Genomic DNA, 14,175 nt, shown 5'->3' with positions numbered 1-14,175 from the left:
CAAAATCCAAAATCCAAAATCCAAAACTTCCTATGGCTCCCCAAGCTTCTACAATTTTTTCACTTCAGGCGCCAAAAGATATTTCGCTTAACGAAATAGAGGCGGAACTTAATCAAATTTGGCAAAGTTACGGCATTACTGGTGAGGACGGTGGGCTTCCTGCTGCGACTCGGGCCACGACATTTAGCTTAGTGGTTTACGAACCAGAAGAAACCCAATATCTTTTGGCTAGTTTGGGATTTTACAACGGCCCGCTTGACGGAATTTTAGGGCCTCAGATGGTAGCTGCTTTGCGGCAAGTGCAGACAAAATATGGACTGCCGGATACTGGCACAGCAACACCTGAAACTTTGGCTATCTTGAGAGAAGAATTCACCAAGCGTCAAGGAAACGGGGCTGGTGGGGATAATAATTCTATTGAACTCCCCAGCTTAAATGCCCCAAGCCCCAGAATTGCCGATGAAATCGCCCTCCGCAACCCTTGTCGGATTATTGCGCTGTTTCCCATTGCTGGCGAAGATGAAGGAGTCAAGGCTCAAGTTTCTGCTTATTGCCCCATCCAAAAGCAATCGTCAAGTACACTAATTTGCTGCGAATACATAACTCTTAGTGGAACTGCTGCTGCTTTGGAACGCATAGGTGGCTTGATTCCAGCATTGTTGATTGGTGGCTTACCGAAGTTTCTTTGGTGGAAAGCAACGCCAGTCCCCAACAACACTCTATTCAAGCGGCTGGCAGCAGTTTGTAATAATGTAATTGTGGATTCTTGCCGCTTTAACGAGCCAGAAAGCGATTTACTCCGCCTCCAAGAATTGGTGGAAAGTGGGGTTCCTCTGGCTGACCTCAACTGGCGTCGCCTCTCAGCTTGGCAGGAATTGACGGCCGAAGCCTACGACTCACCTCACCGTCGGGCGGCCCTCAGAGAAGTTGACCGAGTAACTATTGATTACGAAAAAGGCAACCCTGCACAAGCTTTGCTGTTTTTGGGTTGGCTGGCAAGTCGTCTAGAATGGCAGCCAGTTTCTTATGAAAAGGAAACGGGAGATTATGACATCACTCGCATTCGTTTTATTGCCCAAGACCAACGGCAAGTGGAAACCGAATTAGCGGGTGTTCCCCTTGCTGATGTGGGTGAGATTGCTGGTGACTTGATTGCCTTGCGCCTCAGTTCGACAAATCCCAAGGCAGACTGTGGTACTGTAATTTGCTCGGAAACTGGTGGCTGTATGCGGATGGAAACCCACGGTGGCGCCCAATCTGCCGGTCTGTTTCAACAGGTGACTTCACTTTCGGAACAAAAGGCGGAAGCATTGCTGAGTCAGCAGGTACAACGTTGGGGACGCGAGTCACTGTTTGAAGAAAGTCTGGGAATTACAGCGAGTATTTTCAAATTGGAAACACACTAGTACTCTGGCAAGACAACAATGCTTGCTTTGTAGTGAACGCTTTAGCGCTCAAGTCAAGGACTAAAAGTCTGGCCCCTTTCCTAACGGAGACGCTGGCGTAGCGTGTCGTAGATGAGACTCAGTAACGCTGCGCTATCGTTAGTCACTCATGGGGGAAACCCCCTTCTCTACGAGACGCTCTGCGTTGGCGGTTAGCCTCTCCCTTTGGGCTACGAGTTACCAAATGCGAAAATCAAACACAAACTCTTCAGATTTTTGGATATTTCAATAATCTGGAGGGTTTTTTTATTCTCCTTGGTTTTTGAGACGCGATAAATCGCCGTCTCTACAAGTGTTTTGGTCTTATCTGAACTGTATTGAGATACCAAAGTCCTGATTTATCGCGTCTCTTGCTTTAACCGAGAGCTATTGCCCCCTACTAGGCTGCAACTTTGATGCATCAAAGTTGTAAAAATTAATTAGCTAGGACTTACGCATTGACAGAAAATACCAAATATGGGTTCTTTGAAAAAGCACGTCTGTCGTAGGAGTTTAGCATTGCTAAACCCCTACAGATGACCATCGAAGAACGATTAATAAAAGGCTGAAACGACCCATTTTCGTATATGCATACCATGATTAAGTTGTACAGTGCGTAAGTCCTATTAGCCTATTGGCGTGACAAGAGTAGTAGCGTTGGCGTAGCCCACCGTAGGTATCGCTACTACTCTTGTTAAAATCAATTATCTTAAAACTTTGCAATATTAAAATATTCAAAAGTAACTAAGTTGATTCACCAATATTAAACACATCCGACTCGAACTGCTGTAGTTGCAGCCTCGGTACGGTTCGTTACTCCTAACTTATTTAGTACCTGGCTGACATGATGCCTAATAGTAGAAGGACTCAGTTTCATCCGTTGAGCGATCGCGTCATTACTCAATCCTAAAGCCAGTAGTGCTAAAACCTCTTCTTGTCGTTTGCTCAGATCATAGACAGGTGCAGATGACAGTTTGCTCGGTTGCAGCAAAGCCTGAATCACCTCTGCTGCCAACATAGACCGACCGATCGCAGCGGCTCGTATGGCATCCGCCAACTCATCAATCGAGATACCTTTAAGCAGGTAGCCAATGGCTCCGGCTTGCATTGCTTGCTGTACCAAGTCATTCGCTAGAAAACTCGTCAAAATTAAAACTTGAATTTCTGGGTATTTTTTGCGGATAGCTCTTGTTGCTTCTGCCCCATTCATTCCCACCATCATCAAATCCATTAACACTACATCTGGCTGCAACTGTTCGCACAAATGTACTGCTTCATTTCCATTACGCGCTTCACCCACTAATTGAATGTCATCAAACGCCAGCAAGACAAATTTAATACCTCCGCGTAGGATTTCATGATCGTCAACAGTAATCACCCGAATCGGTCGCAATGATTTATCTTTTTCCATATATAAATCCGGGATATTAAAACTATTTTTAATACATTTACATTACATTATTCTTCCATTTTCAGTATTTATACGTGAGATTCTTAATCTTTAATTTTTTATTTATCGCCAGTCAATCACGGAAAAATCTTACGTTATATATTAAGTCTGTCTTTTCTCAGTAACTCGATTGAAATAAACATAACTATATTACAAAAAGTAAATACGCCTAAAACTCTTACCAATAAGCAATCAAAAAGAACAAATTACACTTTTAATAGTTAACTTTATTTATACCCAATGCTTAACGCCTAATTTTATGCTCCCCACTCCCTATTTTATTGATAGCGGTTGACCAACTCAAGACAATCTCAGTCCCCTTCCCTGGATAGCTTGACAAATGGAAAATAGCGCCGATGGACTCAGCCCGTTCTTTCATAATTGCTATGCCCAAATGACCAGATGGTATTTTGTCGGAGTCAAAACCACAGCCATTATCACTAATACGCAAGACTATTTCCTGTGAATCGTTGCGGAGACTGACTGATACTTGGGTTGCTTTGGCATATTTAATAATATTATTCAGTGCCTCTTGAGTAATCCGGTAGAAAACAAGCTTCACTTCATTAGACAAAGAGCGATGATCGTCTTCCACCGTCGTTATTATCTGTAAACTTGCCCGTTCTTGAATTCCTTTAGTTAACTGCTGTAGCAATTCACCTAAAGGTTTCTCTACCAACCCGTTGGGACGCAACTCAATCAATAGATTCCGCATTTCTGCTAACGCCCCTTGTGTCAATTGGGCGAGTTCTTCTAATCCCTGTTGGGCTGTCTCTGGGTTGCGTTGCCAGACTCTAGGTAAAGCTTCGGCAATTGTCACCACGGTAAACAATGTCTGCGATACTGAATCGTGTAAATCGCGGGCGAGACGATTTCGCTCCACTTCCACAGCAATCTTCCGTAGCTGTTCGCTTTCAATCAATTGTTCCCGTAGCTTCACCGCTTGTATCAACTCCTTCCTTAGGCGTAGACTCATAATTATCACGAAGGACATAAATCCATATTCGCTAAGGTATAGAGATTTGAACACTCCCAAATCCACTAAGCGATCGCATTGAACAGTTCCGACAAAAATCGCCAGACTCAAAGCCAAAATCATTGCAGCTTGCTTTTCACCACGTTGATATTGACGGTAACAGGCGTAAAAAACAAAAACTACATTACTGATTAAAGCTAAGAATTGGAACCCGACTAAGGGATTGAGTGTACCTTCTGGGTAGGTAATTGGTTCGCCCCAAGGCAAAGAGATGCTTGATAACCTACTAATCTGGGAGTAGAGAATCCCAGTTGGTGAAACTTTGTTAATTAAGATGCAGATGATGTAGAGGCTATTTAGTGCCAACAGTAGGCGTACTGGCTTAAATTTAGTATATAAAGCCACAAACCAGACACAAGCAATTGTGAAAAGAAACCCTAAGGAAGATGCCAATTTTCTAGCATTTATATAATCTTCTACATCAGTGACTTTATATTTGGCTATAAGAGCCAAGATATAGCTAGCAGACAGCAAGCAGGTTAACCCAAAACAGAAGTGTAGCGCAGATTTTAATCGCGCAGAAGCGATTAGTAGGTGTAATAGACCAACATACAGGCAAATGCCAGCAAATAGACCCAAAAGGCTTGAAATAATAGTCATTACCTAATTTCACGAGAAACTTGTTTTATAGATAACGCAGTAATTTCACCGTACTTTACTGCTACTCGCGCAGATGAATGTTGATTCTGCAAATCAGAAAACAGAACAAAATTATAGATATATAGGATCAATGACCTAGTGCATTATAGGTCATTGATCCTAGTCAAAAATAGGACAACCATCCGATGCATTGATCAAGGCGATCGCTGTACAATCCATTACGTCAATGATTTAAGCAAAACTTTGGCGATGCACCGTAGGCGATCGCCTCGCCTCTGCAATCAAAGCGTACAGGTGCAAAAACCTGGATTTCTCACTTGTGAGAAATCCAAGGAGTGTGGGGAGTGTGGGGAGTGTGGGGGGTAAGACTTCTTCCCCATCCTCCCACACCTCCCACACCCTTGTGAGAAATCCAGGATAAAGTGATGCGCCAATACGTTAGGCGAGAGGTTTTCCAAAAGTTGCATCAACCTGCACCTTTGTTGTACTGACCTGCAACAAAGTTGCATCAACCTGCACCTTTATTGCATTCATCTACAGCAAAGTTACATTGACCTGCAACTTTGCTGTACTGACCTGCAAAACATAACCCAAGATATACAAAACCATGAATAAATTATTTTCAACTTTAACTTTAACAGCAGCTACAGCTTTAACCGTTGCGATCGCCACAGAAGTCATGAGCAATAACTCAGTTTTTGGAGAGACATCTATTGACTTAGCAAAGTTACGTAGCGCTGCTGTGTCTAAACACAACACTTATCGAGCCACACATAAAAGCCCTAACATCACCATCAGTGATTCCCTAAATACCAGCGCTCAAGCTTGGGCTGAGAAGATTGCCAGTAGTGGAGAATTTGAACACAGTACCAATCGCAACAATGTGGGAGAGAACATATACGCTTCTTACAGTACAGAAAGCACCGTAGAACCAACCACCCTTGGCAACACAGCAGTTAAGGAGTGGTACGACGAAATTAAAGACTATAACTACGCCAATCCCGGATTTTCTAGCGAAACAGGGCATTTCACTCAAGTGGTGTGGAAGGGCAGTACGCAATTAGGCTGTGGTGCAGCACAAGGCACTGCAACGATTGAAGGTACTAATTATAACGCTTTCTATGTGGTCTGCCAGTACGCTCCTGCTGGGAATGTGCAAGGGCAGTTTCCTGATAACGTACTCAAACCTTAGTACTTTGTCAAGCAAGTTTTGAGGGTTGGTAGTAAGCACTTTAGTGCTGATTTTTTTAAGCACTAAAGTGCTTACTACGAACTTAATTATCCATAAATTCAACTTTTCTAAATAACTAGGCAAATATTTACCCACCGGACAAATAACTCATTTACCGAAAACAGGAACGATAAACTTGTCGGTGACAATGGTGATGATTTACTCTACGACGGTACTGGCAACGATCAACTTTATGGCGGTAGGTTAGTTGCATCGCCCTGCACCTTTGATGCATCGCCTTGCACCTTTGATGCATCGCCTTGCACCTTTGATGCATCGCCTTGCACCTTTGATGCATCGACCTGCACCTTTGATGCATCGACCTGCACCTTTGATGCATCGCCTTGCACCTTTGATGCATTGCCTTGCACCTTTGATGCATCGCCTTGCACCTTTGATGCATCGCCCTGCACCTTTGATACATCGCCTTGCACCTTTGATGCATCGCCTTGCACCTTTGATGCATCGCCCTGCAAGAACGAGCTTACCCTTTGTTTAACCTTGTTTTATCTAAAAATCTCATCTTACTGTTAGCTTTAGGGTTGCAATGGGCACATTAAATATGTAGATTACAACAGTATGCTGATATGCCTATCCAAGATAAAACACGTCGTTTGCGCCCTCAAGTAATTAGTGAAGATGTGACTTCATGGCACGGTTTGCAAACGATCGCTACTTATGAAACAACCCGTGCTGATGCCTCTGCTACTAACTTACAGCAAACTTATCAGGCTATGTTAGCCCAGCAACAAGCCGAAACTGAGAAACTAACTTTATACCGTGCTGCTGCTGATGCTGCGCGATTAGCAGAATGGGAATTTCACAATGCGGTATTAGCGATGAAAGAAGTTGTGCGCGGACAATATGGTTCGGATAGCGATCAAGCCCAAGCTGTAGGACTGAAGAAAAAATCAGACCATAAGCGTCCTAGCCGCAAAAAGTTAGTCGCTTCATGAGCTAGGAAAAATTAACACATTTTAGATGTGTTCTTGCTCTACACCAAGAGCAAGAGACGCGATAAATCGCCGTCCCTACAAAGGAATTATTGTAGAGACGGCGATTTATCACGTCTTTATGATAAAGTCATACTCGCCTCCACGCTCAAGGGCGCGTTTGTAAGCAGGTCGCGCATGAATGCGATCTACAAATTCTTTCAGCTTTGGCCGGTTCTCGATATCTTCTTTTTGCATGACGACTACTTCCAGGGGAAAGCTCATTTGGATATCGGCGGCGGTGAATTCCTCACCTGTAAACCAAGTATTTTTACGTAATTCACTTTCTATATAATCAAAGTGAAGTTTGATTTGGGGCGCAACAAATCCCCTAACTACGTTGCTGTCTCCTTCCCCGAAATTGTTCAAGACCAGCCTCATTACCAACGGTGGCATTGCAGAGCCTTCGGCGTAATGCAGCCAATATGTATAGCGCAGATGCTCCGGTGTATCAGATGCGGGAACTAGGCGACCATTGCCGTAGCGATTAACGAGGTATTCGATAATTGCACCCGACTCAGCAATGGTGAGGTCTGCATCTGTGATTACTGGTGACTTACCGAGGGGATGAACTTGGCGCAGCGACTCTGGCGCCATCATCGTCTTTGGATCGCGTTCATAGAATTTGATCTCATATTCAATACCTAATTCCTCAAGTAGCCACAGCACCCGCTGCGATCGCGAGTTGTTAAGATGATGCACAGTTATCATAAAAAGGTTCCTCTTCTGGTGGCTGATTACTATCCAATCTGAGCTAATACCAATTCAATTAATGATTGCAACATATCCTTGGGTAAAGACGCGATGAATCGCGTCTCTACAAATAGACCATTTGTCGCATTCTTTTTTCAAATTGGTATAATCTCTAGCTATTAGTCATTATTAGACAAACTTTTTCAGATTAACTCCCCTAATTGGCTAGTTTTCTGCTTTTTAATTGGTATAAAAACCACATTTGTTTCATTTATGGCTTTAATCATTGCCGGAGAACGTAGTGGGGTGGGTAAGACAACAGTCACGCTCACCCTTTTAGCATCTTTACGTCGTCGCGATCGCTTGGTGCAATCTTTCAAGGTAGGCCCAGACTACATTGATCCAATGTTTCATCGACACGTAACTGGTCTTCCTTGTCGGAATTTAGACCCCGTACTGACTTCTGAAGCCTACGTTCAGCAATGTTTTGCCCGTCATAGCCAACTAAGTGAATATGCCCTAATAGAAGGGGTAATGGGGTTATTTGATGGAATTGGGCATGGGGAATGGGGCATGGGGCATGGGCAAGAAAAGCAAAAAACTGACTTTGCGAGTACTGCCCACATTACGCGGCTTTTAGATTTACCTGTGGTGTTGGTGATTGATTGCAGTCGTTTATCTGGTTCTGTAGCTGCGATCGCTCACGGTTATCGATCTTTTGATCCCCGAATTAAAATAGCTGGGGTAATATTAAATCGCGTGGGGAGCGATCGCCATCTCTCTCTCCTCAAAGATTCTCTAGAACCCCTACAATTACCCATTCTCGGCGTGCTGCGGCGTCAAGATAACATTACAATTCCCGATCGCCATTTAGGTTTAGTTCCTACAGCAGAACTTCCCGAACTTAACGCTTTAATCAATCGTCTCGCCGATTTAGGAGATACTTGCTTCAATTGGCAACACTTATTACCCCTGTTAAAATCAGAACCTCTCCCTCAGCCCCATCATCCCCCTTGTCCTCCGTTATCATCAGTCAGGATTGCTATTGCCCGCGATCGCGCTTTTAATTTCTATTACCAAGACAATCTCGATTTGCTGCAACATCTTGGCGCAGAACTGGTTTTCTGGAGTCCTTTAGAAGATGCTGACATACCCAAAAATGTGCAGGGAATGTATTTTGGCGGTGGTTTCCCGGAAGTTTTTGCCCAGCAATTAGCAGAAAATACCAGCGTTCGTGATGCAGTCAAAACGGCAATACTTAAAGGAATGCCTACAGTTGCCGAATGCGGAGGATTGATGTATTTGTGTGAGCAAATTATCGATTTTGAGGGTAAATCTTGGCCAATGGCGGGAGTTTTACCGACATCTGCTGTGATGGGAGGGCGTTTAACTTTAGGATATCGTCGCGCAGTAGCTTTGCAAGATAATCTGTTAGTTAAAGCAAATACAACTGTTTATGGACATGAGTTTCATCGTTCCCATTTAACCTTAACTCCCACTCAGCCGCTATTTGAAACTTCTCGCTACGATTGTGAAGAAAATATGGGATGTGAGGGATGGGGTTTACCTGCAAATGTTCATGCTTCTTATGTTCATCTGCATTGGGGAGAAAGTCGAGAAATTCCCCAGCAGTTTATTAAAGAATGTCTGAAAGTCGCATCTTCAGGAACATGGATTTAAGAGGATGTTTGAAAAGTATTTCTCTGTAACTTTAGACGCTTTAGCAAGAAAATGCCCTCTTCACTTTCCTTATGGTCTGGGAAAAGGTTAAGGAAGGGGTAAAGGATGTATTTAAAACCTTTTCCCCTTTTACCGAACCGTATTGGTCTATATTGGACTCAATTGAGAACCGCTATATTATGTGAGACATACCTGATTTGCTTTATGCTTGCAGTTGACAGAGCAGTAAACCAAACCATTGATTTGGATCTGTCCACACATGAAGAGGTAATAAACCCTGTGCGGTGAGTTGCTGTTTGATAGTATTAAGGTCAAATTTGCGAGAAATTTCGGTGAGGATAGTCTCATCTAGGGCAAAATTAACCTTGAGGTTAAGAGCGCGTAATTCTACAATTTGCGATCGCAAGCTGCGTAAATGCATTTCTATTTGATGTTCGCTTTCATTGTAAAACGCCCAGTGTTCAAACTGCGTGGTATCGAAATTCCCCTCAAACCGCTGATTTAAATGCTCCAGCATATTAAGGTTAAAAGCTGCCGTTACTCCCTGGCTGTCGTTATAGGCTGGTTCCAAAATCTGTTTCGGCTTTCGTAAATCTATCCCCAATAATAAATACTCACCTACTTGTAAAGCATTTGTAATTTGAGAGAAGAACACATCACACTCATCAGGTGTAAGATTACCTAAAGTGCTACCAATAAAACAAATCATCCGACTGGGTAATTGCGTCGGTACGAGTTTTGCAAGGGCTAATTCATAGGTTCCCGCCAGTGCATAAACTTGCAGGAAGGGATAATCTCCTAATAACTGCTTGGCGCTACTTTCCAACATACCTGCACACACATCAATTGGTAGGTAGTGCAGGGGATAGCCTAGCCGTTGGTAGGCATCCAGTAAAATGCGGGTTTTGTTAGAACTGCCACTGCCAAGTTCTACCAATTCACAAGGGCCAGTTATCTGGGCAATTTCACTAGCAAACTGCTGTAATATCGTCGTTTCTGTGCGTGTAAGATAATATTCTGGCAAATAACAGATTTGCTCAAACAGATCAGAACCAAGGTCGTCATAAAAGTAACAAGGGGGTAGAGATTTAGGTGTTTGAGTTAATCCCTTAACCACATCACTCCCAGCACTAGGTGCAACTATTTGGCTTGCTCCTACCAAACGTTCTATCTGCAAGCGTTTTTCAACGCTGCTTTGAGATGTAACCTTGCTGTTAACAGCTTTAGATATCGACATTAAACCTCCGTATGCTTGGGGTAATAAGTTACCTTTTATGGCAGACCTTTACCCCAATAAGTGAAACACATTGTCATAGCTAATAAAATCATGCTTGAGCAATATTACTCAAGCATTAGTCCTATTTGTAGCGATTTTCCCATTCAAATGACAGCAAGTAAGCGTTTAAGTGCTATTACTAACCCGTTACTTCATCGAAAGTCGGCGAGAAATTCCATCCCGCAAGTGGCGTGGAGAGGGATAGCCAACCGCCGACTTGGGGCATTGGTGACTCTTCCCCATGCCCCATGCCCCATGCCCCATGCCCTATTCCCCATGCCCTATTCCCCATGCCCTATTCCCCACCCCCTTGTGGGTGGTGTTTTTCATCAGCAGCACAGCGAAACCCTGCGAAAAGTTGGCGTACACCGGGATGATACCAATTACGAAAACTAGAACGCAGTACCCAAGAACGAGTTGCCCAACTACCGCCTTTTAAAACACGGTGCTGGTGGTCAAAATAAACTTGCGAGTAACCTGTGTAAGGGTAACTTTGGAAACCTTTGTAGCCATCAAACCAGGAATCTGTCCACTCCCAGACATTGCCGAGAGTATCGTACAAACCATAGGTACTTTGCCCAGCAGGGTAGGCATTTACTGCTGTTGTCTTACCAATTAGGCGATGTCTACGATGGGCTACGCCTACGCAATTACACTGTTGGACGGTTGGTTTTTCATCTCCCCAAGGATAGGTGCGGTGACTATTAGTCTGTGCATCCCAACTGACTGCTTTTTCCCATTCGGCTTCTGTGGGTAGCCGCTTACCCACAAATCGGGAGTAAGCCTCGGCTTCATACCAGCTAACACCGCAAACCGGGTGATTATCATAACTGCGTAGCTTGCCCCCGTAGGCATCACTGCACCAATAAAGCGGTTGGCTCACTGATTCTTTTTGTAACCATTGCCATCCTAATTCTGACCACCACTGAGAATTTTGGTAGCCTCCCGCCTCGATGAATTCACGATACTGTCCACAAGTCACAGGATAGCGGTCAATCAGATACGTATCTAAATACACTCGATGGGCAGGGCGCTCGTTATCTAGTGCATCAATTGAGTCGCTTCCCTGTTCAAATTCGCCTGCTGGGATTTGAATCATTTCGGTAAAAGGAGTGGAGGATGGAGGGACGTGGAGAGTAACAAATTCTGCCTCCTGCCTCTTGTTTAATTCCAAGACAAAACTAATAATTTCACAGTGCTGACTTTCGTGCTGAATCAAAAAGTGCCATAGACGTTCTTGCTGCTCAATGTCAGCTACTTCTAGGTATTCGAGAACTTTTTCTCTAACTGTGTCTAGGTAATAACGAATTTCCTCTAAGTTTGGTAAATGAACACGTTCTGATTTGGGTAAACCGTCGGCTGCAAACAGCTTACGGTATTGCGGAAACAAACAAGGGCTACCTGCACTGCGCTCTAGCAGCCATAAAGACTCGATATAGGCAATATGCCCCAAGTGCCAGCCAACAGGGCTAAAGTCAGGATGAGGCTGACTACAGAATGTGGCTTCGTCCATATCCTGGAACAGTGCAAAAGTTTGCAGACGACATTCATAAAAGGCTTGAAAAATAACCTCTTTCACACTAGATTTGCTCAATTTGGATCTCACAGTCTGCTCCCACACTAATAATGCTATTTTCTGGGCAAGCAATCCAATTACCTATAAATAGAGGTTCGGATGCAATAATTACAGAATTTGGGAAAGTCGGATCATCTCGTATCCAGTAAAGAGATGGAACTGGTGAATGAGTAGCAAACCGAGAAGCTATCAGGCGATGTCCGTCACTAAAAACTATGTTGAGTGAGGCTTCTACTTGATAGCGTTTTGCCATCTCTAAAAGCGTTAATAATGTGTTGCGTAAAGCATATTCTGGAGGTCGATGTTTATTGATTTGACTTTGTGAAAGTAATAAAGCAAAAATGTGTTCAGAGTCAGTACTGCCATTAATTTTCTCGTAAAAATCTTGGGTTAAAGTGCTGCGGATTTTTCTGTGTAATGTTTTGTGGAAATTTTCAATTCGTCCATTGTGAATAAAGAGTTGTTGTTGATGGTTAAAGGGCTGACAATTAGCAAAATCTACAGCTTGGCCTGGTGTAGCACTGCGGACATAAGCAAGTACACATTTTGATTCAACGTAACGGCTGAGACTGGGTAAGTTTATATCATTCCAAATAGGCAGGGTATTTTTGTAGATAAAAGGGTCAGTATCTTTTTGACTATGATACCAACCCACACCGAAGCCATCTGCATTTACTACCCCAGAGGTCATTTCGCGGGGTTGATAACTCTGGACTATCAGTGAGTGTTCTGGTTTATACAGAAGATATTCTAAAGAAACAGGCGAACCGAGGTAAGCAAGTAAACGGCACATGATTAAAGTATTTGCTCCCAATAGCTGTATAAAGTAAGCTTTTTGACTGAGAATTAGCTGATTTTTGGATAAATTTGCACTATCCTTGTTAACAAGTGCTACCTCATATCACCGTATTGACCTCCTCACTACACAAAACATTTAGTTTGCTAATGTTTTATACAAACTTGTATTATTTTGGCGTAATTTTGAACTTCAGGAGTAGTATTCAACAAAATAGACAAATAATAAAGACTAATTAGCAATAATCAAGAACCAATGACTGATGCCTAACTCAATAATGGTAATTTTCCCATATAGACATAATCAAACATGGGTATTTGATGATGAGCGAAGGGAACTAATCTAAGAACCATTTGTCAGTGGCGTACCCGAAATAATTGATATTTTGGTTGATGGTATTGCTAATGTTGATAAAGGCTTTAAACTGTTATTTTCCGCAAATCCCTTTCCTGGTTATCAAGCTGAACTAATTTGGTTAAGAGCAGAATATAACGGTTATTGGTATTACTGGGAGAGCCATAAATTGGAAGGTTGGCTATGTCCAGCTTTGTTCAAATACTTTAGTGAACCGCCAAATAAAATATGTTGTAAAGCTGAAAGACCTTATTTGTAGAGAATATCTCAAAAATTTTAATTTAACATAAGAAAATATTATGAAGATTCCAAACTCTATTATAACAATTATTGGACAACAGCCTTACCCACTTTTATTTGCAACTATCAGTGGTTCCCACTTATATGGTTTTCCGTCAGCTGATTCTGATTATGACTTGCGTGGTGTGCATATTTTACCAGTTACAGAAGTGGTGGGATTAGAGACGGGGAATGAAACTATTGAAGTTTCAGAAACTCGTGAATCTTTAGAAATTGATTTAGTCACTCATGATGTCAAAAAATTATTTTTGATGCTACTTAAAAAGAATGGCTATGTGTTAGAACAACTGTACTCACCCTTAATATTAACAACTTCACCCGAACATGATGAATTGAAAGTTATTGCCAAAAGTTGCATTACCCGTCATCATAGCTACCATTATATTGGTTTTGCTACGACACAATGGAAACTTTTTGAGAAAGAAGAAGCGTATAGGATTAAGCCATTACTTTATGTTTATCGAGTTCTGCTAACTGGGATTTATCTGATGCAAACAGGGATAGTCGAAGCTAATTTAATTAATCTCAATGAGGTGTTTAATTTACCATATATTCCTGATTTAATCGCCCAAAAGTTAGCAGGTACAGAAAGGTCTATTTTGTCAGATTTTAATATAAATTTTCATCAAAGAGAATATGAGCGTCTGCGTAATAAGTTGCAGGAGGCGTATGAATCTAGCCCATTACCTGAAGTACCTTCAGCAAATGTGGCTTTGCATAATTTGTTGGTACATTTGAGAACAAGAAGCTATGAATCATGAGTTCAT

Annotated in this window: 14 protein-coding genes and 1 pseudogene; 8 read left to right on the top strand and 7 right to left on the bottom strand. The window is 42.6% G+C overall.

From position 1 onward, the window contains the following. Nucleotides 1-32: 32 nt before the first annotated feature. Nucleotides 33-1,406, top strand: a complete 1,374-nt coding sequence (gene opcA, locus A4S05_RS31805; protein WP_069073781.1) for a glucose-6-phosphate dehydrogenase assembly protein OpcA — start codon at nucleotides 33-35, stop codon at nucleotides 1,404-1,406. A gap of 781 nt (nucleotides 1,407-2,187) precedes the next feature. Here opcA and A4S05_RS31800 read toward each other — a convergent pair. Both A4S05_RS31800 and A4S05_RS31795 read right to left on the bottom strand, forming a co-directional pair. Continuing rightward, a complete protein-coding gene (locus A4S05_RS31800; RefSeq protein ID WP_069073761.1) occupies nucleotides 2,188-2,835 on the bottom strand; it encodes a response regulator in 648 nt (215 codons plus the stop codon). A gap of 283 nt (nucleotides 2,836-3,118) precedes the next feature. Further along, a complete protein-coding gene (locus tag A4S05_RS31795; protein ID WP_069073760.1) occupies nucleotides 3,119-4,510 on the bottom strand; it encodes a sensor histidine kinase in 1,392 nt (463 codons plus the stop codon). Nucleotides 4,511-5,117: 607 nt separating this feature from the next. On the opposite strand from A4S05_RS31795, the gene A4S05_RS31790 reads away from it, so the two are divergent. The 4 genes and pseudogenes from A4S05_RS31790 (at nucleotide 5,118) to A4S05_RS31780 (ending at nucleotide 6,697) form a co-directional block, all read left to right on the top strand. Continuing rightward, nucleotides 5,118-5,702 (top strand): CAP family protein, encoded by a 585-nt coding sequence (locus A4S05_RS31790; protein ID WP_069073759.1) that lies wholly within the window; start codon nucleotides 5,118-5,120, stop codon nucleotides 5,700-5,702. Between the two features lie 111 nt (nucleotides 5,703-5,813). Further along, a pseudogene (locus A4S05_RS44375) lies at nucleotides 5,814-5,933 on the top strand (hypothetical protein); the annotation flags it as partial. Between the two features lie 16 nt (nucleotides 5,934-5,949). Continuing rightward, the gene (locus A4S05_RS43820; RefSeq protein ID WP_141699861.1) at nucleotides 5,950-6,240 is read left to right on the top strand and encodes a hypothetical protein; all 291 of its coding nucleotides are present in this window, start codon (nucleotides 5,950-5,952) and stop codon (nucleotides 6,238-6,240) included. An 88-nt stretch (nucleotides 6,241-6,328) separates the two neighbouring features. Beyond that, nucleotides 6,329-6,697 (top strand): hypothetical protein, encoded by a 369-nt coding sequence (locus tag A4S05_RS31780; protein ID WP_069073757.1) that lies wholly within the window; start codon nucleotides 6,329-6,331, stop codon nucleotides 6,695-6,697. A 108-nt stretch (nucleotides 6,698-6,805) separates the two neighbouring features. Here the strand turns inward: A4S05_RS31780 and A4S05_RS31775 are convergent, their stop codons facing one another. Continuing rightward, nucleotides 6,806-7,444, bottom strand: coding sequence for a glutathione S-transferase family protein (locus A4S05_RS31775; RefSeq protein WP_069073756.1), 639 nt, complete (start codon nucleotides 7,442-7,444; stop codon nucleotides 6,806-6,808). Between the two features lie 255 nt (nucleotides 7,445-7,699). Here A4S05_RS31775 and A4S05_RS31770 point away from each other — a divergent pair, with 255 nt between their 5' ends. After that, on the top strand, nucleotides 7,700-9,106 hold the full coding sequence (locus tag A4S05_RS31770; RefSeq protein WP_069073755.1) for a cobyrinic acid a,c-diamide synthase CobB: 1,407 nt from the start codon (nucleotides 7,700-7,702) through the stop codon (nucleotides 9,104-9,106). 202 nt (nucleotides 9,107-9,308) lie between these two features. Here A4S05_RS31770 and egtD read toward each other — a convergent pair whose 3' ends face one another. The 4 genes from egtD to egtC all read right to left on the bottom strand — a co-directional run bounded on the left by egtD (nucleotide 9,309) and on the right by egtC (nucleotide 12,751). Continuing rightward, nucleotides 9,309-10,343 (bottom strand): L-histidine N(alpha)-methyltransferase, encoded by a 1,035-nt coding sequence (egtD, locus tag A4S05_RS31765; RefSeq protein ID WP_069073754.1) that lies wholly within the window; start codon nucleotides 10,341-10,343, stop codon nucleotides 9,309-9,311. Between the two features lie 178 nt (nucleotides 10,344-10,521). Further along, nucleotides 10,522-10,674, bottom strand: a complete 153-nt coding sequence (locus tag A4S05_RS42245; protein ID WP_176727170.1) for a hypothetical protein — start codon at nucleotides 10,672-10,674, stop codon at nucleotides 10,522-10,524. A gap of 3 nt (nucleotides 10,675-10,677) precedes the next feature. Next, nucleotides 10,678-11,988, bottom strand: a complete 1,311-nt coding sequence (gene egtB / locus A4S05_RS31760) for an ergothioneine biosynthesis protein EgtB (protein WP_069073753.1) — start codon at nucleotides 11,986-11,988, stop codon at nucleotides 10,678-10,680. Next, the gene (gene egtC, locus A4S05_RS31755) at nucleotides 11,963-12,751 is read right to left on the bottom strand and encodes an ergothioneine biosynthesis protein EgtC (RefSeq protein ID WP_069073752.1); all 789 of its coding nucleotides are present in this window, start codon (nucleotides 12,749-12,751) and stop codon (nucleotides 11,963-11,965) included. Before egtC ends, egtB begins: the two co-directional genes overlap by 26 nt. Before the next feature lie 388 nt (nucleotides 12,752-13,139). Between egtC and A4S05_RS43815 the strand changes: the two genes are divergently transcribed. After that, nucleotides 13,140-13,367 (top strand): DUF6717 family protein, encoded by a 228-nt coding sequence (locus tag A4S05_RS43815; RefSeq protein WP_256091304.1) that lies wholly within the window; start codon nucleotides 13,140-13,142, stop codon nucleotides 13,365-13,367. Nucleotides 13,368-13,407: 40 nt separating this feature from the next. Continuing rightward, the gene (locus tag A4S05_RS31745; RefSeq protein ID WP_069073751.1) at nucleotides 13,408-14,169 is read left to right on the top strand and encodes a nucleotidyltransferase domain-containing protein; all 762 of its coding nucleotides are present in this window, start codon (nucleotides 13,408-13,410) and stop codon (nucleotides 14,167-14,169) included. Nucleotides 14,170-14,175: the final 6 nt, after the last annotated feature.

It is taken from the genome of Nostoc sp. KVJ20 (genome assembly GCF_001712795.1).
Taxonomy (GTDB): domain Bacteria; phylum Cyanobacteriota; class Cyanobacteriia; order Cyanobacteriales; family Nostocaceae; genus Nostoc.
Note: the sequence above shows the minus strand (reverse complement) of the source record. Positions and strands in the feature narration are given on the sequence as shown.